This is a genomic window from Roseateles sp. DAIF2, assembly GCF_015624425.1.
In the GTDB taxonomy this organism is placed as follows: Bacteria; Pseudomonadota; Gammaproteobacteria; order Burkholderiales; family Burkholderiaceae_C; genus Kinneretia.
Genome location: NZ_CP049919.1, coordinates 2,138,541 through 2,159,139 on the forward strand (window position 1 = coordinate 2,138,541; position 20,599 = coordinate 2,159,139).

19 protein-coding genes are annotated in these 20,599 nt (G+C 69.1%); 10 read left to right on the plus strand and 9 right to left on the minus strand.

The features are described from left to right. Window position 1: 1 nt before the first annotated feature. Window positions 2-232 (plus strand): hypothetical protein, encoded by a 231-nt coding sequence (locus tag G8A07_RS09920; RefSeq protein ID WP_195796847.1) that lies wholly within the window; start codon window positions 2-4, stop codon window positions 230-232. A gap of 41 nt (window positions 233-273) precedes the next feature. Here G8A07_RS09920 and G8A07_RS09925 read toward each other — a convergent pair whose 3' ends face one another. Both G8A07_RS09925 and G8A07_RS09930 read right to left on the minus strand, forming a co-directional pair. Then, window positions 274-2,076 carry a glutamine--tRNA ligase/YqeY domain fusion protein gene (locus G8A07_RS09925; protein ID WP_195796848.1) on the minus strand — a complete coding sequence of 601 codons (1,803 nt, stop codon included), beginning with the start codon at window positions 2,074-2,076 and terminating at the stop codon, window positions 274-276. A 52-nt stretch (window positions 2,077-2,128) separates the two neighbouring features. Continuing rightward, entirely contained in the window at window positions 2,129-3,172 is a 1,044-nt protein-coding gene (locus G8A07_RS09930) for an RNA methyltransferase (protein WP_195796849.1), read from the minus strand. A gap of 372 nt (window positions 3,173-3,544) precedes the next feature. On the opposite strand from G8A07_RS09930, the gene G8A07_RS09935 reads away from it, so the two are divergent. The 4 genes from G8A07_RS09935 to map are packed head-to-tail and all read left to right on the plus strand — an operon-like array spanning window position 3,545 to window position 7,497. Then, window positions 3,545-5,068, plus strand: coding sequence for an acetyl-CoA hydrolase/transferase family protein (locus tag G8A07_RS09935; RefSeq protein WP_195796850.1), 1,524 nt, complete (start codon window positions 3,545-3,547; stop codon window positions 5,066-5,068). Next, window positions 5,065-6,012: a bestrophin family protein gene (locus tag G8A07_RS09940; protein WP_195796851.1), complete on the plus strand. Its 948-nt coding sequence runs from the start codon at window positions 5,065-5,067 to the stop codon at window positions 6,010-6,012. Before G8A07_RS09935 ends, G8A07_RS09940 begins: the two co-directional genes overlap by 4 nt. A gap of 14 nt (window positions 6,013-6,026) precedes the next feature. Beyond that, entirely contained in the window at window positions 6,027-6,731 is a 705-nt protein-coding gene (gene ispD / locus G8A07_RS09945) for a 2-C-methyl-D-erythritol 4-phosphate cytidylyltransferase (RefSeq protein ID WP_195796852.1), read from the plus strand. Window positions 6,732-6,750: 19 nt separating this feature from the next. Further along, window positions 6,751-7,497, plus strand: coding sequence for a type I methionyl aminopeptidase (gene map, locus G8A07_RS09950; protein WP_195796853.1), 747 nt, complete (start codon window positions 6,751-6,753; stop codon window positions 7,495-7,497). On the opposite strand, the gene G8A07_RS09955 is transcribed toward map, so the two are convergent. The 3 genes from G8A07_RS09955 to G8A07_RS09965 form a co-directional block, all read right to left on the minus strand. Beyond that, complete coding sequence (locus tag G8A07_RS09955; protein ID WP_195796854.1) at window positions 7,494-8,456, minus strand: TerC family protein; 963 nt, start codon at window positions 8,454-8,456, stop codon at window positions 7,494-7,496. The two genes, map and G8A07_RS09955, sit on opposite strands and share 4 nt — an antisense overlap. Continuing rightward, entirely contained in the window at window positions 8,453-8,959 is a 507-nt protein-coding gene (locus tag G8A07_RS09960; protein ID WP_195796855.1) for a universal stress protein, read from the minus strand. The genes G8A07_RS09955 and G8A07_RS09960 overlap by 4 nt, the downstream gene beginning before the upstream one ends. A gap of 251 nt (window positions 8,960-9,210) precedes the next feature. After that, window positions 9,211-9,819 carry an outer membrane beta-barrel protein gene (locus G8A07_RS09965; protein WP_195796856.1) on the minus strand — a complete coding sequence of 203 codons (609 nt, stop codon included), beginning with the start codon at window positions 9,817-9,819 and terminating at the stop codon, window positions 9,211-9,213. A gap of 162 nt (window positions 9,820-9,981) precedes the next feature. On the opposite strand from G8A07_RS09965, the gene G8A07_RS09970 reads away from it, so the two are divergent. Then, window positions 9,982-10,719: a helix-turn-helix transcriptional regulator gene (locus G8A07_RS09970; RefSeq protein ID WP_195796857.1), complete on the plus strand. Its 738-nt coding sequence runs from the start codon at window positions 9,982-9,984 to the stop codon at window positions 10,717-10,719. A 15-nt stretch (window positions 10,720-10,734) separates the two neighbouring features. On the opposite strand, the gene G8A07_RS09975 is transcribed toward G8A07_RS09970, so the two are convergent. Next, a complete protein-coding gene (locus tag G8A07_RS09975) occupies window positions 10,735-12,975 on the minus strand; it encodes a patatin-like phospholipase family protein (RefSeq protein ID WP_195796858.1) in 2,241 nt (746 codons plus the stop codon). Between the two features lie 107 nt (window positions 12,976-13,082). On the opposite strand from G8A07_RS09975, the gene ispF reads away from it, so the two are divergent. Then, entirely contained in the window at window positions 13,083-13,559 is a 477-nt protein-coding gene (gene ispF / locus G8A07_RS09980; RefSeq protein WP_195796859.1) for a 2-C-methyl-D-erythritol 2,4-cyclodiphosphate synthase, read from the plus strand. A 6-nt stretch (window positions 13,560-13,565) separates the two neighbouring features. Here ispF and G8A07_RS09985 read toward each other — a convergent pair whose 3' ends face one another. Both G8A07_RS09985 and ompR read right to left on the minus strand, forming a co-directional pair. Beyond that, window positions 13,566-14,891 carry an ATP-binding protein gene (locus tag G8A07_RS09985; protein WP_195796860.1) on the minus strand — a complete coding sequence of 442 codons (1,326 nt, stop codon included), beginning with the start codon at window positions 14,889-14,891 and terminating at the stop codon, window positions 13,566-13,568. After that, the gene (gene ompR / locus G8A07_RS09990; RefSeq protein ID WP_195796861.1) at window positions 14,891-15,625 is read right to left on the minus strand and encodes a two-component system response regulator OmpR; all 735 of its coding nucleotides are present in this window, start codon (window positions 15,623-15,625) and stop codon (window positions 14,891-14,893) included. Before ompR ends, G8A07_RS09985 begins: the two co-directional genes overlap by 1 nt. A gap of 155 nt (window positions 15,626-15,780) precedes the next feature. On the opposite strand from ompR, the gene G8A07_RS09995 reads away from it, so the two are divergent. Continuing rightward, window positions 15,781-16,488, plus strand: a complete 708-nt coding sequence (locus G8A07_RS09995) for an SIMPL domain-containing protein (protein ID WP_195796862.1) — start codon at window positions 15,781-15,783, stop codon at window positions 16,486-16,488. A 109-nt stretch (window positions 16,489-16,597) separates the two neighbouring features. Here G8A07_RS09995 and G8A07_RS10000 read toward each other — a convergent pair whose 3' ends face one another. After that, on the minus strand, window positions 16,598-17,371 hold the full coding sequence (locus G8A07_RS10000; protein WP_195796863.1) for a 3-hydroxybutyrate dehydrogenase: 774 nt from the start codon (window positions 17,369-17,371) through the stop codon (window positions 16,598-16,600). 48 nt (window positions 17,372-17,419) lie between these two features. On the opposite strand from G8A07_RS10000, the gene G8A07_RS10005 reads away from it, so the two are divergent. Together G8A07_RS10005 and G8A07_RS10010 are read left to right on the plus strand one after the other, a co-directional pair. Then, window positions 17,420-18,280: an alpha/beta fold hydrolase gene (locus G8A07_RS10005; RefSeq protein ID WP_195796864.1), complete on the plus strand. Its 861-nt coding sequence runs from the start codon at window positions 17,420-17,422 to the stop codon at window positions 18,278-18,280. Between the two features lie 20 nt (window positions 18,281-18,300). Beyond that, window positions 18,301-20,562: a bifunctional (p)ppGpp synthetase/guanosine-3',5'-bis(diphosphate) 3'-pyrophosphohydrolase gene (locus G8A07_RS10010; protein ID WP_195796865.1), complete on the plus strand. Its 2,262-nt coding sequence runs from the start codon at window positions 18,301-18,303 to the stop codon at window positions 20,560-20,562. Window positions 20,563-20,599: the final 37 nt, after the last annotated feature.

Genomic DNA, 20,599 nt, shown 5'->3' on the forward strand with positions numbered 1-20,599 from the left:
CATGAACACCATCCCCGCCCCGCTGCTGTCGTCGTCCGCGATCAACCGCCACTTCGAGCTGCGCTTCCAGTCGCTGTTCGACGCCGGCAAGGCCCTGGCCTTCCCCTGCGATGCGCAGGGCCATGTGCAGATGGATCTGCTGAGCGAGCGCGCGCTGGACAATTACCTGTTCGCGCGCGCGGTGGTCGGCCGCGAATACGCGACGCCGGAGCTGCGCGAGACCGATGACTGAGGATGGCCTGTGGCCATCCCTTCCTCACGCCGGGCTCTCTCTTACTTGCCCCAGCCGTCCTTCAGCCCGGTGACCTTGTTGAACACCGGCTTGGCGGCGCTGTGGTCCTTGTTGTCGGTGATGAAGTAGCCGTGGCGCTCGAACTGGAAATGCGTGCCCGCGGCCCGGTTCGCCAGTGAGGGCTCCAGCCAGGCCTGGACCACCTTGCAGCTGTTCGGGTTGATCTCGGTGAGGAAGTCGGCCTCGCCGGCGCCGGGTTGCGGCACGGTGAACAGGCGGTCGTACAGGCGCACCTCGGCGGCCACCGCGTCATGCGCGCCGACCCAGGTGATCACGCCCTTGACCTTGATCGCGTCGGCGCCGGGCGTGCCGCTCTTGGTGTCCGGCACGACCTGGGCCAGCACCGCGGTGATCTGGCCGGCCTCGTCCTTCTCGCAGCCGGTGCACTCGACCACATAGCCGTACTTCAGGCGCGTCTTGTTGCCGGGGAACAGGCGGTGGTAGCCCTTGCTCGGCACCTCCATGAAGTCGTCGCGCTCGACCCACAGCTCGGGGCCGAAGCTGAAGCTGCGCTGGCCGAGCTCGGGCACATGCGGGTGCGCCGGCGCGCCCAGCGGCTCGCGATGCTCCAGGCTGCCGAAGACCTCGGCGTAGTTGGTCAGCTTGAGCTTCAGCGGGTCCAGCACCGCGCTGGCGCGGGCGGCCTTGCCCTCCAGGTCGGCGCGCAGGCAGCCGTCCAGCACCGAGTAGTCCAGCCAGGTGTTGGCCTTGGTGGTGCCGGAGCCGTCGACCATCGCGCGGATGCTCTCGGGCGTGTAGCCGCGCCGGCGCATGCCGACCAGGGTGGGCATGCGGGGATCGTCCCAGCCACTGACATGGTGCTCCTCGACCAGCTGGCGCAGCTTGCGCTTGCTGGTGACCACATAGCTGAGGTTCAGGCGGCCGAACTCGTACTGATGCGGCAGCGGGCGGGCCAAGAGGCCGCCATCGGCCAGATGCTCCAGCAGCCAGTCGTAGAAGGGGCGCTGGTCTTCGAACTCCAGGGTGCAGATCGAATGGGTGATGCGCTCCAGCGCGTCCTCGATCGGGTGCGCATAGGTGTACATCGGGTAGATGCACCATTTGTCGCCGGTGTTGTGGTGGGTGGCGCGGCGGATGCGGTAGAGGGTCGGGTCGCGCAGATTGATGTTGGGCGCGGCCATGTCGATCTTGGCGCGCAGCACCATCGCGCCGTCCGGATGCTTGCCGTCGCGCATCTCGCGGAAACGCGCCAGGTTCTCTTCGGGGCTGCGGTCGCGGAAGGGGCTGTTCTTGCCGGGCGTCGTGAAATCGCCGCGATTCGCGCGCATCTCCTCGGGCGTCTGCTCGTCGACATAGGCATCGCCGGCCGAGATCAGGTGCTCGGCCGCGCGGTACATGAAGTCGAAGTAGTTGCTGGCGAAGAACAGGTGCGAGGTGGTCTGGCCGGCGGCCTCGGCATCCCAGCTCCAGCCCAGCCAGGCCACCATCTCCTGGATCGCGTCGACGTATTCCTGCTCTTCCTTCTCCGGGTTGGTGTCGTCGAAGCGCAGGTGGCAGACGCCGCCGTAGTCGCGCGCCAGGCCGAAGTTCAGGCAGATGCTCTTGGCATGGCCGATGTGCAGATAGCCGTTCGGCTCGGGCGGGAAGCGGGTGCGGATCCTGGCCGGATCCAGCGGGCCGGCGCCATGGTGGGCCGCGTCGCCGGGGCTGCCCGCGAAGCGGCGCTCGCCCTGCATCTGCCCCTGGCCTTCGAGATCGCGCTCGATGATGGCGCGCAGGAAGTTGTGGGGCTTGTTCAGGCTGTCGTCGTTGGCGTGGGACATCGGGTCGCGGCGCCGGGGCGCCGTGGTTGTTCTGGATGAGTGGGCGGCGATTTTATCGGTCCGCGGCCACCGGGCGCAGCGGGATCTTGCGCTTGAGCGCCCCTTCGGCGCGCGCGCGCAACTGTCCGCAGCCGCCGTCGACGTCCTGGCCGGCCGAATCGCGCAGCTTGGTCAGCACGCCGCGCTGGTGCAGGCGGCGCGCGATCTCGCGCGCCTTGTCCCAGCTGGGGCGCACATAGGGCAGCTCCGGCACGCTGTTGTAGGGGATCATGTTCAGCACGCCGTACTTGCCCTTGAGCAGCGCGACGATGCCGTCCAGCTCGTCCTCGCCGTCGTTGATGCCGTCCAGCAGGGTCCATTGGTACTGGATCGGATAGCCGCTGGCGCGCGCATAGCGCTCGCCGGCCTCGACGATCTCGGCCGGCGTCAGCCGCGGCGCGCGCGGCAGCAGGGCCTCGCGCAGCTGTGGCTTGCTGGTGTGCAGCGACAGCGCCAAGGCCGGTTTGACCGGGCCTGCCCCGAGGCGCTCGAAGGCGCGCGGATCGCCGACGGTGGAGAACACCAGGTTCTTGTGGCCGATATTGCCCACCGTGCCGAGCAGCTCGATCGCCTCCAGCACGTTGTCCAGGTTGTGCGAGGGCTCGCCCATGCCCATAAATACCACCTTCTTGACCGGCCGCAGGCTGCGCGCCAGCGCCACCTGGGCGACGATCTCGCCGCTGGTCAGCTGGCGCAGCAGGCCGCCGCGCCCGGTCATGCAGAAGGTGCAGCCGACCGCGCAGCCGAGCTGGCTGGAGACGCACAGACCGTCGCGCGGCAGCAGCACGCTCTCGACCATCTGGCCATCGGCCAGGTCCACCAGCAGCCGCGCCGAGCCGTCCTCGCCGGGATGCTCGCTGCGCAGCCGCGCCAGGCCCGCCAGCTCGGCCATCAGCGCGGGCAGGGCCTCGCGCAGCGCCAGCGGCAGGTAATGCTCGAGCGCGCGCCGGCCACGGTCCAGCGGGATCGCCTGCACCCAGTGGCGCAGCACGCGCTGCGTGTGGGCGGGATTGGCGCCGAGGGCGGCGATGCGTTGCTGGAGATCGTGGATGCGCATGGGAAGGGCGAGCAGTGCACCGAATTATCGGTGTTAACCCTAGGTTTGATTTATGCTGCCCGGCGAGAGGGCCTGCTAACACCCTGGCAGCAGGCCGCGTTGTGACCAGAAAGGCCACAGGCAAGGCGCAAACCGCAGCCGGGTTTGAACACCCGGCGAGGATTTGCAACGCCGCATGCGGTCTTTCTGGTCACAACCCTTCGGGAAGGCCCACCCCAAGGGGCCACTCGTCGTTGCAACGCTGGCCCGCACGCGAGTGCGGGCGGCGCGCTGCGCCTAGATTGGCCCCTTGGGGCGAGCCTTCGCGACCTGCTGCCAGGGTGTTAGCAGGCCCTATTTTCAGGCCACGCCATTGTCCAGGAGTCACCGACCATGTCGAACGCAGCGTCCTCCCGTATTCAACATGAGGGGCTGCGCCGGCGCCTGATGTCGGCCGAAGAGGCCGCGGCGCTGATTCCCGCCGGCGCCCATGTGGGCATGAGCGGCTTCACCGGCGCCGGCTACCCGAAGGCGGTGCCACAGGCGCTGGCCGCACGCATCGCACGGGCGCATGAGCAGGGCCAGGCCTTTCGCATCGGGCTGTGGACCGGCGCCTCCACCGCGCTCGAGCTGGACGGTGCGCTGGCCAAGGTCAACGCCGTCGAGCTGCGCATGCCCTACCAGTCGGACCCGACCGGCCGCGCCCGCATCAATGCCGGCGAGATGGAGTACACCGACATCCACCTGAGCCATGTGGCCCAATATGTCTGGTTCGGCTTCTTCGGCAAGCTGGACGTGGCGGTGATCGAGGTGGCCGGCATCCTGCCGGACGGGCGCCTGATCCCCTCGACCTCGATCGGCAACAACAAGACCTGGCTGGACCAGGCCGACAAGATCATCCTTGAGGTCAACGGCCGCATGCCCGAGGGCCTGGCCGGCATGCACGACATCTACTACGGCACCCAGCTGCCACCGCAGCGCGTGCCGATCCCGATGACCCGGCCCGAGCAGCGCATCGGCGAACCCTATCTGCATTGCGACCCGGGCAAGGTGATCGCGGTGGTCGAGACCGCGCAGGGTGACCGCAACTCCAAGTTCGCCGGGCCGGACGCGGTCTCGAACGCGATCGCCGGCCACATCATCGAGTTCCTGCAGCAGGAGGTGAAGCGCGGTCGGCTGACGCCGGAGCTGCTGCCGCTGCAATCGGGCGTTGGCAATATCGCCAATGCGGTGCTGGCGGGGCTGAACGCCGGGCCTTTCGAGCGGCTGCAGGCCTACACCGAGGTCCTGCAGGACGGCATGCTGGACATGCTGGCCAGCGGCAAGTTGGCCAGCGCCTCGGCCACCGCGCTGTCGCTGAGCCCGGCGGCCTGGGAGCGTTTCGAGCGCGAGATCGACTTCTTCCGCGAGCGCATCGTGCTGCGCCCGCAGGAGATCAGCAACCATCCGGAGATCATCCGCCGCCTGGGCCTGATCGCGATGAATGCGATGATCGAGGTGGACATCTACGGCAACGTCAATTCCACCCATGTGATGGGCTCCAGCATCATGAACGGCATCGGCGGCTCGGGCGACTTCGCGCGCAATGCCTATCTGTCGATATTCATGACGCCCTCGACCGCCAAGGACGGCAGGATCTCCTGCATCGTGCCGATGGCCTCGCATGTGGACCATACCGAGCATGACGTGCAGATCGTCGTCACCGAACAGGGCCTGGCGGATTTGCGCGGCCTCTCGCCGAAGGAGCGCGCGCGGTTGCTGATCGAGCGCTGCGCGCATCCGGACTACCGGCCGCTGCTGCTCGACTATTTCGGGCGCGCCTGCCGCGATGCGCCTGGCAAGCACACACCGCATCTGCTGGATGAGGCGCTGTCTTGGCACAGCCGCTACCTGCGCCAGGGACGCATGCTGCCGTGATCCTGCGCGAGCGTCCCTCGGGCCTGCGGCTGTTCTTCCTGCTGCGCGGCTCGATCCTGAAGCAGATCCGCTGGACCCTGCTGGCCAATATCGGGCTGGCGGTGCTGGTGACCTGGACCCATGGCGCGCCGCTGTTCCACCAGAAGATCACGGTCACGACCATCCCCTTCACCCTGATGGGCCTGCCGTTGGCGATCTTCCTGGGCTTTCGCAACAGCGCCTGTTATGACCGCTACTGGGAGGCGCGCAAGCTCTGGGGTGATCTGCTGCTGCGCGGCCGCAGCCTGTCGCGCCAGGTGCTGAGCCTGATCGAGATGCCCGCGCCGCCGGCCGGCCCGCGCGAGCTGGACGACGTGCGGGTGCGCATGGTGCTGCGCGCGGTGGCCTTCTGCCAGGCGCTGAAGCACCAGCTGCGCGGCACCGCGGACGCGGCCGGCGAGGTGCGCGCGCTGCTGCGCCCGGCCGACTGGCAAGCCCTGACCCCGGCGGCCAACCCCTCGGCGGCGCTGATGCTGCAGATGGGCGCCGATCTGGCGCAGTGCCGCCGCGAGGGCCGCATCGACAGCGTGCTGACCGCGACGATCGACAACACCCTGTCGGCGATGACCGCGGCCGCCGCGGCCTGCGAACGCATCAAGAGCTCGCCCTTGCCCTTTCCCTACACCCTGCTGCTGCACCGCACCGCGTATCTCTACTGCTTCCTGCTGCCCTTCGGCCTGGTCGACTCGATCGGCTATCTGACGCCCTTCGTGGTCGCGATCGTCGCCTACACCTTCTTCGGCCTGGACGCCGTCGGCGACGAGATCGAGGAGCCCTTCGGCCTGCTGCCCAACGACCTGCCGCTGGACGCGATCTGCCGCACGATCGAGATCGACCTGCGCCAGGCGCTGGGCGACCCGGACGTGCCCGCGCCGCTCAAGCCCGTCGACTATTGCCTGATGTAGGCGAGAATGCCCGCATGACGAGTTATGCAACAGGCCTGGAGCCGCGCTGCTATGCGCTGGTGCCGGCCGCCGGCGTCGGCGCGCGTTCCGGCGCCGCGGTTCCCAAGCAGTATGTGCCGCTGGCCGGCCGGGCGATGCTGGCGCATACGCTGGAGGCGCTCGCCGCGGTGCCAGGTCTTGCCGGCACCCTGGTGGTGCTGTCGCCGGAGGATGAGCAGTTCGAGATGGCGGTGCCGGGCTTCGATGCCGGCTGGGTGGCGCGCAGCGGCGGTGCGACGCGCGCCGACAGCGTGGCCGCGGGCCTGCGCGAGCTGCAGGCGCGTGGCGCCCAGCCGCATGACTGGGTACTGGTGCATGATGCGGCGCGCTGCCTGCTGCGGCCCGAATGGGTGACGCGGCTGATCGAGGCCTGCGCCGAGGACGAGGTGGGCGGCCTGCTGGCGCTGCCGGTGGCCGACACCCTGAAGCAGGGCAGCCATGGCCGGGTGATGGCGACGGTGGACCGCGCCGGCAAATGGGCCGCGCAAACGCCGCAGATGTTCCGCCTCGGCCTGCTGCAACCGGCGCTGGCGGCCGGCACCGAAGGCGTGACCGACGAGGCCAGCGCGGTCGAGGCCCTGGGCCATCAGCCGCTGCTGGTGGAAGCGCCGCTGGAGAATTTCAAGGTGACCTGGCCGGCGGATTTCGCGCTGGCCGAACGTTTGTTGACGAGCCGATGAATCACGCAGGGAGTAGCAGATGACGATCGAAAGCGCAGCCGATATCGCCGGCCTGAAGGCCGCCGGCCAGGCCGTGTCCACGGTGCTGAACCGCATGCTGGACGCGATCCGCCCCGGCATGACGACGCGCGAGCTCGACGAGATGGGCGCGCGCTGGCTGGCCGAGCTCGGCGCGAAATCGGCGCCGGCCACCAGCTACAACTTCCCCGGTGCCACCTGCATCAGCATCAACGAGCAGGCCGCGCATGGCATCCCGGGCGAGCGGGTGATCGCCAAGGGCGATGTGGTCAATGTGGACGTGTCGGCCGAGCTGGGCGGCTATTACGCCGATACCGGCGGCACCCGCATCGTGCCGCCGACGACGCCGACCAAGACCCAGCTGGTGTTCGCCGCGCGCTATGCGCTGGAGCAGGCCCTGCTGGAGGTGCGCGACGGTGCGCGCCTGAACCGCATCGGCCATGCGATCGAGCGCGTCGCCAGGTCGCATCGCTTCAAGATCATCGAGAACCTGTGCAGCCATGGCGTCGGCCGCTCGCTGCACGAGGATCCCGAGTACATCACCGGCTACTACGACCCGCGCGACACCCGCGTGCTGAGGGACGGCATGGTGATCACGATCGAACCCTTCCTGTCGACCAAGAGCACGCAGGTCGAGGAGCAGGCCGACGGCTGGACCCTGTCCGGCGTCAAGGGCAATCTGTCGGCCCAGTTCGAGCACACCCTGATCGTCACCAAGGGAGCGCCGATCGTCGTCACGCGCCATTAACGCGGTGCGGCCCCGCCGCGCCGCAGGCTGAGCAGCACCGAGGCGAGGATCACCGCGCCGACGATGGCGAGCGACCATTGCACGGTGAGGTGGAACCAGGGCGCGGCCAGCATCTTCGCGCCGATGAAGACCAGCACCAGCGCCAAGCCGTACTTGAGCAGGTGAAAGCGCTCCGACATGTCGGCGAGCAGGAAGTAGAGCGCGCGCAGCCCCATGATCGCGAAGATGTTGGAGGTGAAGACGATGAAGGGGTCGGTCGTCACCGCGAAGATGGCCGGGATGCTGTCCACCGCGAAGACCAGGTCGCTGGCCTCGATCATCACCAGCACCAGGAACATCGGCGTGACCCAGCGCACGCCATCCAGGCGCACCGAGAACTTGTCGCCATGGAAGCCCGGCGTGATCCGCATATGCCGGCGCAGCCAGCGCAGCAGCGGGTTCTGCGCCAGGTCGGGTTGGTGCTCGGCGAAGATCAGCATCTTGATCCCGGTCGCCATCAGGAAGGCGCCGAAAAGGTAGAGGATCCAGGCGAACTGCTGCACCAGCCAGACGCCGGCCAGGATCATCGCCGCGCGCATGATGATCGCGCCCAGCACGCCGTACAGCAGCACGCGCCGCTGCAGCTCCGGCGGCACCGCGAAGTACTTGAAGATCATCACGAAGACGAACATGTTGTCGACCGACAGCGACTGCTCGATCAGATAGCCGGTGATGAACTCGAGCGCCTTGCGGTCGGCCAGCTCCCGGCCCGCGCTGCCGTCCAGATGCCACCACAGCAGGCCGGCGAAGGCCAGTGCCATCGACACCCAGGCGGCGACCCAGCAACCCGCCTCCTTGACCGAGACGCGATGCGCCTTGTTGCCGCCCAGCACGAACAGGTCCAGCGCGAGCATCGCGAGCACGAAGGCAATGAAGCCCGCCCACATCGGGGCGGTGGCGAAGGAGTCGATGCCCGTCATGTGCCGGCTACCCACAGCAGGGTCAGCCCGGCGCAGACGCCGGCCGGCACGCCGACGCGCTCCAGCACGCTGGCCGGCGCGCCCGCGACCACCTCCACCGGCACCGGCGCGCGCTCGATCAGCCGGCTCGTCAGCGAGTTCTCGAGGGCGCGCAGCAGCGGGCTCTTGCGCGAGGTCGCCAGCAGGATGCGGTCGCAGCGCAGGCGCTGGGCGAGATCGACGATGCGCTCAACCCGGTCGCCGACCTCGATGTGCAGGCTGTAGGGGATGTCTGCCGCATCGAGCAGCCGCAGCGCCGGTGCCAGCGCCTCCCGGGCATGCTCGCGGTGGAACTCCAGGCGCGCCTCCTGGCTCAGGTGGCGCGCGATGTGCTCGGAGAACGGCGGCTGCACGTTCAGCAGATGGATCTGCAGTGCCGGGTCGCGGCGGAACTCGGCGATCGCCTCGCGCAGGGCCGGCAGCGCCGGCGCGGAGCCGTCGTAGGGCAGAAGGAGCTTGGCCATGTCCATGCCTCCTGGTTGCGTCCGGCGCCATCTCCGATGCGAGCGCGCCGGACCTCGCGTGAGCGCGGCGGATTGCCTCGCCCACATGCCCAGACTAGGTGTCGGAGGTCATGCCGACCAACAGATTTTCTGGCCGCAATGCATCGAGAAAATCGAAGCATGGGTGAGGCCCCGCGTTCGGCCGCACAAGAAAAAACGCCTCGCGTGAGCGAGGCGTGTAAAGGGCCCCGAAGGGCCGAGGACAGGGGTCTTCAGAACTTGTAGCTGACGCCGACCGACAGCATGTCGGCGTTGGTCTTGGCGTTGCCGCCGTTGTACTTGCCGGAGATGCGGTCCCAGTCGGCGTTCAGCGAGATTTCCTTGCTGAAGGCGTAGCTGACGCCGGCGCCGATCAGCGGCTGCAGGCTGGACTTGCTCTCGCTGCGGCCGGTGGCGGCGGAGTAGGACTTGCCCTTGGTGTAGGCGGCGCCCAGGCGGCCCTTGAAGGTGAACGGGCCTTCGCCGAAGGCCAGCACGCCGGTCAGGCCGATGCCGCGCAGGTTCACGGAACCGGGGCTGTAGCTGTTGTCCTTGTTCTTGATGCTGCCGACGCCGCTCTTCATGCCGAAGCCGACGGCCTCGACGCCGTAGCGCTCGTCGAACATATAGCCGGCATAGACCTTGCCGCCGGCGGATGCGGTCTTGTCGCATTTCACGCCGTTGTCACAACGCAGGTCGTACTTGTTGTACAGACCCAGGTTGGCGCCGGCGTAGACGTTGCTGAGAAGGTCCGATTTCGGCTGGGCCGAGGCGGTGCCGGCGGCGAGCAGGGCGGCCAGTGCGACGAAGGAAACTCGATGGATGGACAGCTTGGCGAACATGATTCTTCTCTCCTTGACTTCAGGTGATCCCGGCCCGACTTGGCCGACGACGGGGCGCAGTGTCAGCGGGCCCCTGCCTTAATGCCAGCGCCGCGTCGCAGGTGGCATAGTTCGAACCTTCGTGTAGCGATTCGCGCTACCGGCGCCTATCAGGGAGGGGCAATGAGCAGTCCGGAATTGCTGCTTCGCGTGTTGCGCAGCGAGATGCGAGCGGCGGATCTGACCTACAAGGAACTCGGCGAGCGCATCGGCCTGAGCGAGTCCAGCATCAAGCGCATGTTCTCGCAGGGCGACATGACCCTGTCGCGCCTGACCGATGTCTGCAAGGCGATCGGCGTCGGGCTGGAGGAGGTGCTGCGCCAGGCCGCCGATTCGACGCCCTGCACCGACAAGCTGACCCTGGCGCAGGAGCGCGCGCTGGTGGCCGACCCGAAGCTCTTGATGGTCGCGATCTGCTGCCTGGGACATTGGACCTTCGAGCAGATCATCGAGACCTATGCGATCAGCGAGGCCGAATGCGTCGGCTGCCTGGTCAAGCTGGACCGGCTGGCGCTGATCGAGCTGCGGCCGCTGAACCGCTATCGCATGCGCGTCTCGCGGGCCTTCCGCTGGCTGCCCGACGGGCCGGTGCAGCAGCTGATGCGCCAGCATGTGGTGGACGACTATTTCTCCGGCCGCTTCGACGGCGTCGGCGAGACCCTGCTGTGCGTGCATGGCCGGCTGACCGACCCGAGCGCCCAGGCGCTGGTGAACAAGATCCAGCAGCTGGCCGCCGAGCTGGCGCGCCTGCACCAGGATGATCAGCGCCGCCCGCCGGAGCTGCGCGACGGCTATACCCTGCTGCTGGGCCTGCGCTCCTGGGAGTTCGCGGCCTTCACCGCGATGCGGCGCACGACCTGACCCCCGGAGCGGGACTCAGAACACGGGGCCGAGATAGAGATAGAGCGCGCCGCCGCGGTCCTTGGTATGGCCCAGGGCCAGGTAGAAGGGGCCGAAGCGGGTGTCGATCGACAGGAAGCCGCTGCCGGCCAGGCGCAGCTCCGCCGACTTGATCGGGTGGCCGCGCTGCGTGACATTGCCGGTCTCGATCGAGAAGCCCAGCCTTACCGCATGGCCCAGGCCCAGCGGCATCTGGCCGATGCGCTTGGCCATCACCAGGCGCGCCAGCGCCAGATTGGAGCCGCGCATCGAATTGTCCGGGCTGCCGGACAGGCGCAGGAATCCGCCCAGCAGGCGCGGCGAGTCGTCGTCGCTGGCATGGGCGAACTCGGCATAGAGATGGCCGGCCCAGCTGCGCCACTGGAAGGCGCTCATGCCGACGAAGGCGTACTGCAGGCCGATGTCGCCGGTCGAGCGCTTGTAGAGGATCTCCGCCCGCGCATCCAGCAGCTGGCCGCGGCTGGGGAAGGCCATCGAATCCAGGCTGTCCAGGCGGAACTGGCCGAACACGCCCTGGCGCTGCTGCGCCGGCTTGTTCTCCGGGTCCTGCGGCACCCGCAGGCGGTTCAGGTCCTCGCGGTCGACCGTGCCGAAGCGCACATCGCCCCAGTTGCCGAGGCGCCGGCCCAGGATCAGCTCGCTGGTGCTGTTGCTGTAGGCCAGACGGGCCACGCGCAGATTGTGATCGCCGAAGATGTCGGTGTCGCTGCTCTGCGAACTCAGGCGCAGCGCGGCATACCAGGGCGAGCCCGGCCCCAGCGGCTGGCGCAGCTCGGCGCCCAGTTCGCGCTTGGAGCCGATGCGCAGCAGGGAGCGCAGCTCGGCCCCCCAGGAGTTCAGCCAGCTGGCATGGTGGGTGGCGACCAGCGAGAAGCGATTCGCGTCGTCGAAGTTGCTGTAGAGCTCCAGCCCGATGCGCAGCCGGCTGAAGGCCCAGTCGGTCTCGCTGACGCGCAGGGTGACGTCGCGCTTGCCGTCGGCGCGCTCGCTGCTCTGCACGTCGACCCGCTCGAACTCGCCGCGCCCCTGCAGCGCGGTCGCGGCCTTCTCGATCTGGGGCTGTGTGGTCGGCGCATCGGGCTTGAGCCCCAGCAGATGGCCCAGCTCGGTCTTCAGCGCCTCGGGGTTGCTGCGCTTGGTGCCTTCGATCCGAAGTTCGCCCAGCGGTAGCGCCGCCACGGCCGGCTGGCTGGCGGCCGGCCGCTGCCGCAGCGCCAGGCGGAGCTGGCGGTATTGGGTCTCCGGCAGGGCCAGCGGGGCCAGGCGCTCCTGCACCGCCATCGCGGCGCGCTCGCCGACTTCCAGCGCCTGCTCGCGCCGGCCGAAGTCCAGGAAGCTCATGCTGTCGAGCTGGGGGTCGATCAGCACATCGCTCGGTCGCAGCTCGCGCAGCGAGCGGGCGACGTTCTGCTCGGTCAGGATCTGCAGCATCTGGTTGGTCACGCCGATCGCGCTGCTGAGCTCCTGCTCCTCCAGCAGCGGCGAGCCGGCATTGACCGCGATGATGATGTCGGCGCCCAGCTGGCGCGCGACGTCGATGCCCAGATTGCGCACCAGGCCGCCGTCCACCAGCAGCCGGCCGTCCACCCGCACCGGCGCGAACACCCCGGGCACGGCCATCGAGGCACGCAGTGCTAGGAACAGCGGCACCTGCTCCAGCTGCTGCAGATCGCCGCTCAGCAGATCGGTCGCCAGTGCCCGAAAGGGCAGGGGCAGGCGGTTGCTGGGCAGGTCCGCGCTGGCCGGCGAGACCAGCTGCTCCAGCGCGTACTCCAGCGCCGAGTTGCCCGCGGCCGCCGGGGGCAGGGTGGCGCCGCGCCGGTTGACGCCCATCTCGATGCGCGAGGGCACCAACTGGTCCTCCTCGCGGCGCGCATAGCTGAGGCTGCGGCGGTTCGGCCGGTCGGCCAGGATCGACTCCCAGTCCGCCGCATGCACGAAGGCCTGCAGCTCCTCGACGCTGCGGCCCGAGGCATAGGCGCCGCCGACCAGCGCACCCATGCTGGTGCCGACCACGATGTCGACCGGCACCTTGAGCCGCTCCAGGGTGCGCAGCACGCCGATATGGGCAATGCCGCGCGCGCCGCCGCCGGACAGCACCAGGCCGATCTTCGGACGGTCGGGCGGCGGCTCCACCGGCTGCGCGCGGGTCAGCGAGGGCACGAGAACGAGCAGCAGCGACAGCAAGGCGCCGCGGATGAGGGGCCGGATGGGCATCGGGGTGGAAATCTTCTGGATCGATGTCGAAGGGCCGCGCAACTCCTGCGTTCTCGCGCTAAGCTCACCGTCCCTTTTTCATGAGCCGCCCCAAAATGGCCCGCATTATGTTACGCATTGGCGAAGGCTGGGACACCCACGCCCTGGTCATCGACCGTCCCTTAATACTTGGCGGTATCACGATCCCCCACAGCCATGGCCTGCTGGGCCATTCCGATGCCGACGCGCTGGCCCATGCGATCACCGATGCGCTGCTGGGCGCCGCCGCGCTGGGCGATATCGGCAAGCTCTTCCCCGACACCGCGGCCGAGTTCAAGGGCGCCGATTCGATGGTGCTGCTGGCCGAGGCCTACCGCCGCGTGCGCGAGGCCGGCTGGCAGATCGCCAATCTGGACTCGACCATCATCGCGCAGGCGCCCAAGATGGCGCCGCATATCCCGGCGATGCGCGCGCGCCTGGCCGAGGTGCTGGGCATCGAGGCCGCGCGCATCAATGTGAAGGCCAAGACGGCCGAGAAGATGGGCCCGGTGGGCGAGGGGCGCGCGATCGAGTCGCGCGCCGTGGTGCTGCTCGAGGCCCTGTAGCCCCGCTCAGCTCGCCTTCTGCAGCCGGATGGTGGTGACGAAGCCGCCACCTTCGGCGTTGGCCATCTCCAGCTGGCCACCGATGCGCTGGATCGACTTGTCGACGATCGCCAGGCCCAGGCCGGCGCCGGTGGCGGCGGTGCGCGCCGCGTCGCCGCGGAAGAAGGGCGTGGTCAGGCGCGCCAGCTTGTCGGGCGGCACGCCGGGGCCATGGTCGCGCAGGCGCAGCACCACCCAGCCGCCGGACGTCTCGGCCGTCACCTCGACCCAGGCCGCCTCGTCCGGCGCATGGCCGTAGCGGCGCGCGTTCTCGAAGATGTTCAGCAGCACGCGGCCCAGCTCGGTCTCGTCGGCCCAGACGCGCAGATGGCTGTTGAGCTGGGTGCTGATGCGCAGCTGGGTCGGGTCGCGGAAGGCCTGGGCCTCGCGCTCGACCAGTTCGGCCAGCGGCAGCGGCTGCAGCTGCAGCTCGCTGGGCCGGGCGTAGTCCATGAACTTGTTGATGATGGCGTCGAGCTGGTCGATGTCCTGCACCATGTACTGGCGCGCCAGCTCGTCGCTGACGCTCATCTCCACCTCCAGGCGCAGCCGCGCCAGCGGGGTGCGCAGGTCGTGGCTGATGCCGGCCAGCATCACGGTGCGGTCCTCCTCCATCTTGGCCAGCTCGCGCGCCATGCGGTTGAAGCCCATATTGACCTCGCGGATCTCGCTGGTCAGCGTGCTCTCGTCCAGTCGCGAGTCGTACTCGCCCTCGCGGATGCGGCCGGCCGCATCGGCCAGCTCGCGCAGCGGCTGGTTGATCAGGCGCGCGATCGTGGCCGAGCCGAGCACGGTGGCGATCAGCGCGATGCCGATCCACCACCAGTTGGCGCTGGCGGTCGTAATGGTCAGCGGCGCCGGGCTGGTCTGCAGCCAGAAGGCGTCGCGCTCGATGCCGAAACGCACCCACAGGCCGGACTCGCCGTTCACCCGCCGCGCCACCACCGTGTCCGGCCCGAGCCGGCCGCGCAGCTCGGCCGCCAGGCGGCGCGAGAAGGGGTCGTCCTCATAGGCCAGCCAGCGGTCGTGCAGCTCGGCCACCCGCACCTGCACGGTCTCGCTGCTGGACAGCGAGCTGATCACCGCGACGCGGCCGATCGCATCGGCATTGGCCAGCGCGGAGCGGCTCAGGTTCACCAGGCCGGCCAGCTGCTGGGCGGCCTCCATCGCGCGCGGTTCGGCCTCCAGCGCCTTGAAGGTCTGCTGCCAGGCCAGCACCGCGCCCACCAGCAGCAGGGCCAGCAGGGCGAAGGTGCGCCAGAACAGGTTCAGCGCCAGCTGCGGGCGCGACATCAGACGGCGTCGTCAGGCACGAAGACGTAGCCCACGCCCCACACGGTCTGGATGAAACGGGGCTGGGCCGGGTCGGCCTCCAGCAGCTTGCGCAGACGCGAGATCTGCACGTCCAGGCTGCGGTCGAAGGGCTCGAACTCGCGGCCGCGCGCCAGCTGGGCCAGCTTGTCGCGGGAGAGCGGCTGGCGCGGATGGCGCACCAGGGCCTTCAGCATCGAGAACTCGCCGGTGGTCAGCGGCAGCTGCTCGCCGTTCTTCGAGAGCCGGCGCATCGCCAGGTCGAACTCGAAGGGGCCGAAGGTCACGGTCATCGGCTCCTTGGACGGTGCGCCGGGCGCTTCCATCGCCGGGCGGCGGCGCAGCACCGCATTGATGCGGGCCAGCAGCTCGCGCGGGTTGAAGGGCTTGGCCAGGTAGTCGTCGGCGCCGACCTCCAGGCCGACGATGCGGTCCACTTCCTCGACCTTGGCGGTCAGCATGATGATCGGCGTGTTGTCGTTGGCGGCGCGCAGGCGGCGGCAGATGGACAGGCCGTCCTCGCCGGGCAGCATCAGGTCCAGCACCATCAGGTCGACGGTCTCGCGGGTCAGCTGCTTGTTCAAGGCCTTGCCGTCCTCGGCCAGCAGCACCTCGAAGCCTTCCTGGGTCAGATAACGGCGCAGCAGGTCGCGGATGCGGGCGTCGTCATCCACCACCAGGACGCGGTTCGGACGGGTGTTGGTCGTGCTGTTCATGGCCACTCCTGAATATGTAACAACGGCATTTTGCAGGGCTTTCCGCCGCTGTTACATGTTTGGTCAGTGGGATTGTGAAAGGATGTTTCCTCGTCAACGGCATGGCGGAATGGGGCATTAAGCTCTGGCCCGCTTTGATGATTGAAGGGAGAACCATGAAGCGAATCGAGACTTTTGTTGCCTTGGCCTTGCTGGGGGCCGCCGCCGCGGCCCAGGCGAACGGTGCGCCGCGCAAGGATGCGCTGAACCTCAGCGCCACCGCCGTGCAGGAGGTGACGCGCGACACGCTGGGCGTGGTGTTCTCGACCACGCGCGAGGGCAGCGATGCCGCCACCGTGCAGAGCCAGCTCAAGCAGGCGCTGGACGCCGCGCTGGCCGAGGCGCGCAAGATCGCCAAGCCCGGCCAGGTCGAGGTGCAGACCGGCAACTTCTCGCTCTACCCGCGCTATGCGCCCAAGGGCGGTTCGATCAGCGGCTGGCAGGGCACGGCCGAGCTGGTGGTGGAAGGCAAGGACACGGCCGCGATCGCGCAGCTGACCGGCCGCATCAAGACCCTGAGCATCGCCCGCGTCGGCTACAGCCTGTCGCGCGAGGCGCGCGAGAAGGTCGAGGGCGAGGTGGTGTCGCAGGCGATCGCGCGCTACAAGGCACGCGCTGCCGACTATGCGCGCCAGTTCGGCTTCACCGGCTACCAGATCGGCGAGGTCAGCGTGAACACCTCCGAGGGCGGCGGTCCGGTGCCGATGGCCGCGCCGATGATGCGCATGAAGGCCGCGGGGGCTATGGACGAGGCCCTGCCGGTCGAGGCCGGCAAGGAAGCGGTCAGCGTGACCGTCAATGGCGTGGTCGTGATGACCAAGTAAGCACTTCGGCGAGTCGGGGCGGCGCCGCGGGCCGAGCGCCGGGCCGCCCCAAGCCGGCCCGCCATCCCCTTGGGGGATCGGCCGGCGTACCCGCCGGACGAGGGGCTCGCTACTGCGCCGTCCAGCCGCCATCTAAGGCCCAGGCCTGGCCGCGCACATTGCTGGCGGCGTCCGAGCACAGGAACACGCTCAGCTCACCCAGCTGCTCCGGCGTCGTGAACTGCAGCGAGGGCTGCTTCTCGGCCAGTAGCTGCTTCTTGGCTTCCTCGTTGCTGATGCCGCCGGCCGCGGCGCGCGCGTCCACCTGCTTCTGCACCAGCGGGGTCAGTACCCAGCCGGGGCAGATCGCATTGACCGTCACGCCGGTGGTGGCGGTCTCCAGCGCCACCGTCTTGGTGAAGCCGACCAGGCCATGCTTGGCCGCCACATAGGCCGACTTCTCGGCCGAGGCCACCAGGCCATGCACCGAGGCGATGTTCAGCACCCGGCCCCAGCCCTTTTTCTTCATGCCCGGCAGGGCCAGGCGGGTGGTGTGGAAGGCCGAGCTGAGGTTGATCGCGATGATCGCGTCCCAGCGCTCGACCGGGAAGGCATCGACCGGCGCCACATGCTGGATGCCGGCGTTGTTGACCAGGATGTCGCAGCCACCGAAGTCCTGTTCGACATAGGCCATCATGGCCTCGATCTCGGCCGGCTGGCTCATGTCGGCGCCGTGATAGCCCACCTTGACCCCGAGCGCGGCGACCTCGGCCTTGGGGCCCTCGGCGTCGCCGAAGCCATTCAGCACGATGTCGGCGCCCTGGCGCGCCAGCGACAGCGCGATGCCCAGACCGATACCGCTGGTGGAGCCGGTCACCAGGGCCGTCTTTCCTTTCAACAACATGAGAACCCCCGAGGGTTGTTAGGATGGGTGTGAAGGATACAAAAAACAATGTCTGAACCGCGGCTCCATCATGTGCAATGCCTGAGCGCCTCCGGCCTGCACCGCATGGCCTACTGGGAATGGGGCGAGCGCGCCAACCCGCGCGTGCTGGTCTGCGTGCATGGCCTGTCGCGCCAGGGGCGCGACTTCGACGCCCTGGCGCGCGCGCTGGCCGGGCGCTACCGGGTGATCTGCCCGGACGTGATGGGCCGTGGCCGCTCCGACTGGCGGCCCGATCCGGCGCTGTACCAGGTGCCGATCTATGTGGCGGACATGGTGACCCTGCTGGCGCGGCTGGATGTCGAGCGGGTCGACTGGGTCGGCACCTCGATGGGCGGGCTGATCGGTCTGGGCCTGGCGGCGCTGCCGCACAGCCCGGTTGCGCGCCTGGTGCTCAACGATGTGGGGCCGGCGATCGAGTACCCGGCGCTGCAGCGCATCGGCAGCTATCTGGGCCGGCGCATGCGGTTCGCCGACATGGCCGAGGGCGCGGCCCATCTGCGCGAGATCTCGGCCGGCTTCGGCCCGCACAGCGACGCCGACTGGCTGGCGCTGTCGCGGCCGATGTTCGTGCCGGCCGAGGGCGGCGTGCGCCTGCACTACGATCCGGCGATCGCCGCGCCCTTCGCGGCGCTGACGCCAGAGCTGGCCGCTGCCGGCGAGGCGGCCCTGTGGCATGCCTATGACGCGCTGAACTGCCCGACCCTGCTGCTGCGCGGCGCCGAGTCCGACCTGCTGTCGCGTGCGACCGCCGAGGCGATGACGCAGCGCGGCCCGCGCGCCCTGCTGCACGAGTTCGCCGGCGTCGGCCATGCGCCGACCCTGGTGGCGCCGGAGCAGGTCGAGGTCGTGCGCCATTTTCTGAAGTAGTTGTTGCTGTTGATGTTCCGATGAAGACAGGATTGCCCCTGACGGGCGAGCAGGCCGCCGCAATCGTCGCGCTGGCCGACAAGGATCTGCAGGGCGGCGTGGAGCAGGTGGCGCGCGCGCGCGCCTTTGCCGAGCCGCTGCTGTCCGGCCAGCCGCTGGACACCGGCGAGGAGGCGCTGGCCCATGCCGATGGCGTGGCCGCGATCCTGGCCGGCATCGGCGCGGCGCCGGCGATGCAGGCCGCCTCCTACCTGGTCTATGCCGGCGACTACCTGAACAAGCCCGAGGAGATCGTCGCCAAGGCCTTCGGTGACAGCTATGCCAGCCTGGTGTCGCATACCCGCAAGCTGGTGCAGATCCAGCGCGCCGCGCGCGAGGCGCAGGCGCTGACCGAGTTGGCTGGCAAGGCCGCGGCCGAGCTGCGCCAGCAGCAGACCGAGCGGGTGCGCAAGATGCTGCTGGCCTTCTCGAGCGACCTGCGCGTGGTGCTGCTGCGCCTGGCCTCGCGGCTGCAGACCCTGCGCTTCTTCGCCGCCAGCAAGACCGCCTGCCCGCGCGCGATCGCGGCCGAGTCGCAGCAGGTGTTCGCGCCGCTGGCGAACCGGCTGGGCATCTGGCAGATCAAGTGGGAGCTGGAGGATCTGTCCTTCCGCTTCCTGCAGCCCGAGGCCTACAAGGAGCTGGCGCGCGCGCTGCACGAGAAGCGCGTCGAGCGCGAGCTGCGCGTCGAGGCGGTGCGCTCCGGCCTGGAGGCCGATCTGCGCGCCCATGGCCTGCAGGCCGAGGTGCAGGGCCGGCCCAAGCATCTCTACAGCATCTGGAAGAAGATGCAGGGCAAGGGGCTGGCGCTGGAGCAGGTGTTCGACCTGCGCGCGCTGCGCGTGATCGTGCCCGAGGTGGCCGACTGCTATGCCTGCTTGAGCCGCCTGCATGAGCTCTACGCGCCGGTGGCCGGCGAGTTTGACGACTACATCGCGCGGCCCAAGGCCAACGGCTACCAGAGCCTGCACACGGTGGTGATCGGCCCCGACGAGCGGACCATGGAGGTGCAGATCCGCACGCGCGCGATGCACGAGCATGCCGAGCATGGTGTGGCCGCGCATTGGGCCTACAAGGAGGCGGGCGCGCGCGGCTATGCCGGCGTCGTGGCCGCGGGTGATTTCGAGGAGCAGGTGGCGGCCGCGCGCAAGGCGGTGCTGCGCCAGCTGCTGGCCTGGGAGCGCGACTTCGCCGAGAGCGGCGCCGAGGGCGACGACGCGGTGTTCGACGAGCGCATCTATGTGTTCACGCCGCAGGCTTCGGTGGTCGAGCTCTGCAAGGATGCGACGCCGATCGACTTCGCCTACACCCTGCACACCGACCTGGGCCACCGCTGCCGCGGCGCCAAGGTCGACGGCCAGATGGTGCCGCTGAACACCCGCCTGCAGAACGGCCAGACGGTCGAGATCACGGCGCTGAAGGAGGGCGGGCCCTCGCTGGACTGGCTCAACACCGAGCTCGGCTATCTGCAGAGCCAGCGCGCGCGCGCCAAGGTGCGCGCCTGGTTCAACGCCCAGGTGCAGGCCCAGACCATCGCCAAGGGCCGCGAGCTGGTCGAGAAGCTGCTGCAGCGCGAGGGCAAGACCGCCGTTAAGCTGGAGGATCTGGCCGCGCGCCTGGGCTTCAAGAATGCGGACGCGCTGTTCGAGGTGGTCGGCAAGGACGAGTATTCGCTGCGCAATATCGAGAACCTGCTGCGCCCGCCGCCGCCCGAGATCAACGAGGACGAACTGCTGGCGCAGCGCCGCACCAAGGGCGGCGCCGCGGCCGGCGGCGGCACGCCGCGCGGTGGCGTGCTGGTGGTCGGCGTCGATTCGCTGCTGACCAGCCTGGCGCGCTGCTGCCGCCCCGCGCCGCCGGACGGCATCGGCGGCTATGTCACGCGCGGCAAGGGCGTGGCGATCCATCGCGTCGACTGCAGCAACTTCCGCGAGATGAGCCGCAGCGCGCCGGAGCGCGTGATCGCGGTGGCCTGGGGTGAAGCGCCGGAGAAAGGCGCGGTCTATCCGGTCGACGTGATCGTCGAGAGCAACGATCGCCAGGGCCTGCTGCGTGACATCCTCGAGGTGTTCGCGAAGGAGAAGATGAACGTCACCGCGGTCAACACCCAGTCGGTCAAGGTGGTGAAGGGCGATACCGCCTGGATGAGCTTCACCGTCGAGGTGGCCGACTCGGCGCGGCTGGCCCAGGTGCTGCGCAGCGTCGCGCAGATCGGCGGCGTGCGCGGCGCGCGACGCAAGTAGCGCGCGTCAAATCCCGCAAGATGTTTTGAAGTCTGTC

Excerpts from the sequence above, each read along its gene's own strand:
- G8A07_RS09920 (WP_195796847.1), top strand. The coding sequence starts at position 2 with ATGAACACCATCCCCGCCCCGCTGCTGTCGTCGTCCGCGATCAACCGC.
- G8A07_RS09925 (WP_195796848.1), bottom strand. The coding sequence starts at position 2,076 with ATGTCCCACGCCAACGACGACAGCCTGAACAAGCCCCACAACTTCCTG.
- G8A07_RS09930 (WP_195796849.1), bottom strand. The coding sequence starts at position 3,172 with ATGCGCATCCACGATCTCCAGCAACGCATCGCCGCCCTCGGCGCCAAT.
- G8A07_RS09935 (WP_195796850.1), top strand. The coding sequence starts at position 3,545 with ATGTCGAACGCAGCGTCCTCCCGTATTCAACATGAGGGGCTGCGCCGG.
- ispD (WP_195796852.1), top strand. The coding sequence starts at position 6,027 with ATGACGAGTTATGCAACAGGCCTGGAGCCGCGCTGCTATGCGCTGGTG.
- map (WP_195796853.1), top strand. The coding sequence starts at position 6,751 with ATGACGATCGAAAGCGCAGCCGATATCGCCGGCCTGAAGGCCGCCGGC.
- G8A07_RS09955 (WP_195796854.1), bottom strand. The coding sequence starts at position 8,456 with ATGACGGGCATCGACTCCTTCGCCACCGCCCCGATGTGGGCGGGCTTC.
- G8A07_RS09960 (WP_195796855.1), bottom strand. The coding sequence starts at position 8,959 with ATGGCCAAGCTCCTTCTGCCCTACGACGGCTCCGCGCCGGCGCTGCCG.
- G8A07_RS09965 (WP_195796856.1), bottom strand. The coding sequence starts at position 9,819 with ATGTTCGCCAAGCTGTCCATCCATCGAGTTTCCTTCGTCGCACTGGCC.
- G8A07_RS09970 (WP_195796857.1), top strand. The coding sequence starts at position 9,982 with ATGAGCAGTCCGGAATTGCTGCTTCGCGTGTTGCGCAGCGAGATGCGA.
- G8A07_RS09975 (WP_195796858.1), bottom strand. The coding sequence starts at position 12,975 with ATGCCCATCCGGCCCCTCATCCGCGGCGCCTTGCTGTCGCTGCTGCTC.
- ispF (WP_195796859.1), top strand. The coding sequence starts at position 13,083 with ATGTTACGCATTGGCGAAGGCTGGGACACCCACGCCCTGGTCATCGAC.
- G8A07_RS09985 (WP_195796860.1), bottom strand. The coding sequence starts at position 14,891 with ATGTCGCGCCCGCAGCTGGCGCTGAACCTGTTCTGGCGCACCTTCGCC.
- ompR (WP_195796861.1), bottom strand. The coding sequence starts at position 15,625 with ATGAACAGCACGACCAACACCCGTCCGAACCGCGTCCTGGTGGTGGAT.
- G8A07_RS09995 (WP_195796862.1), top strand. The coding sequence starts at position 15,781 with ATGAAGCGAATCGAGACTTTTGTTGCCTTGGCCTTGCTGGGGGCCGCC.
- G8A07_RS10000 (WP_195796863.1), bottom strand. The coding sequence starts at position 17,371 with ATGTTGTTGAAAGGAAAGACGGCCCTGGTGACCGGCTCCACCAGCGGT.
- G8A07_RS10005 (WP_195796864.1), top strand. The coding sequence starts at position 17,420 with ATGTCTGAACCGCGGCTCCATCATGTGCAATGCCTGAGCGCCTCCGGC.
- G8A07_RS10010 (WP_195796865.1), top strand. The coding sequence starts at position 18,301 with ATGAAGACAGGATTGCCCCTGACGGGCGAGCAGGCCGCCGCAATCGTC.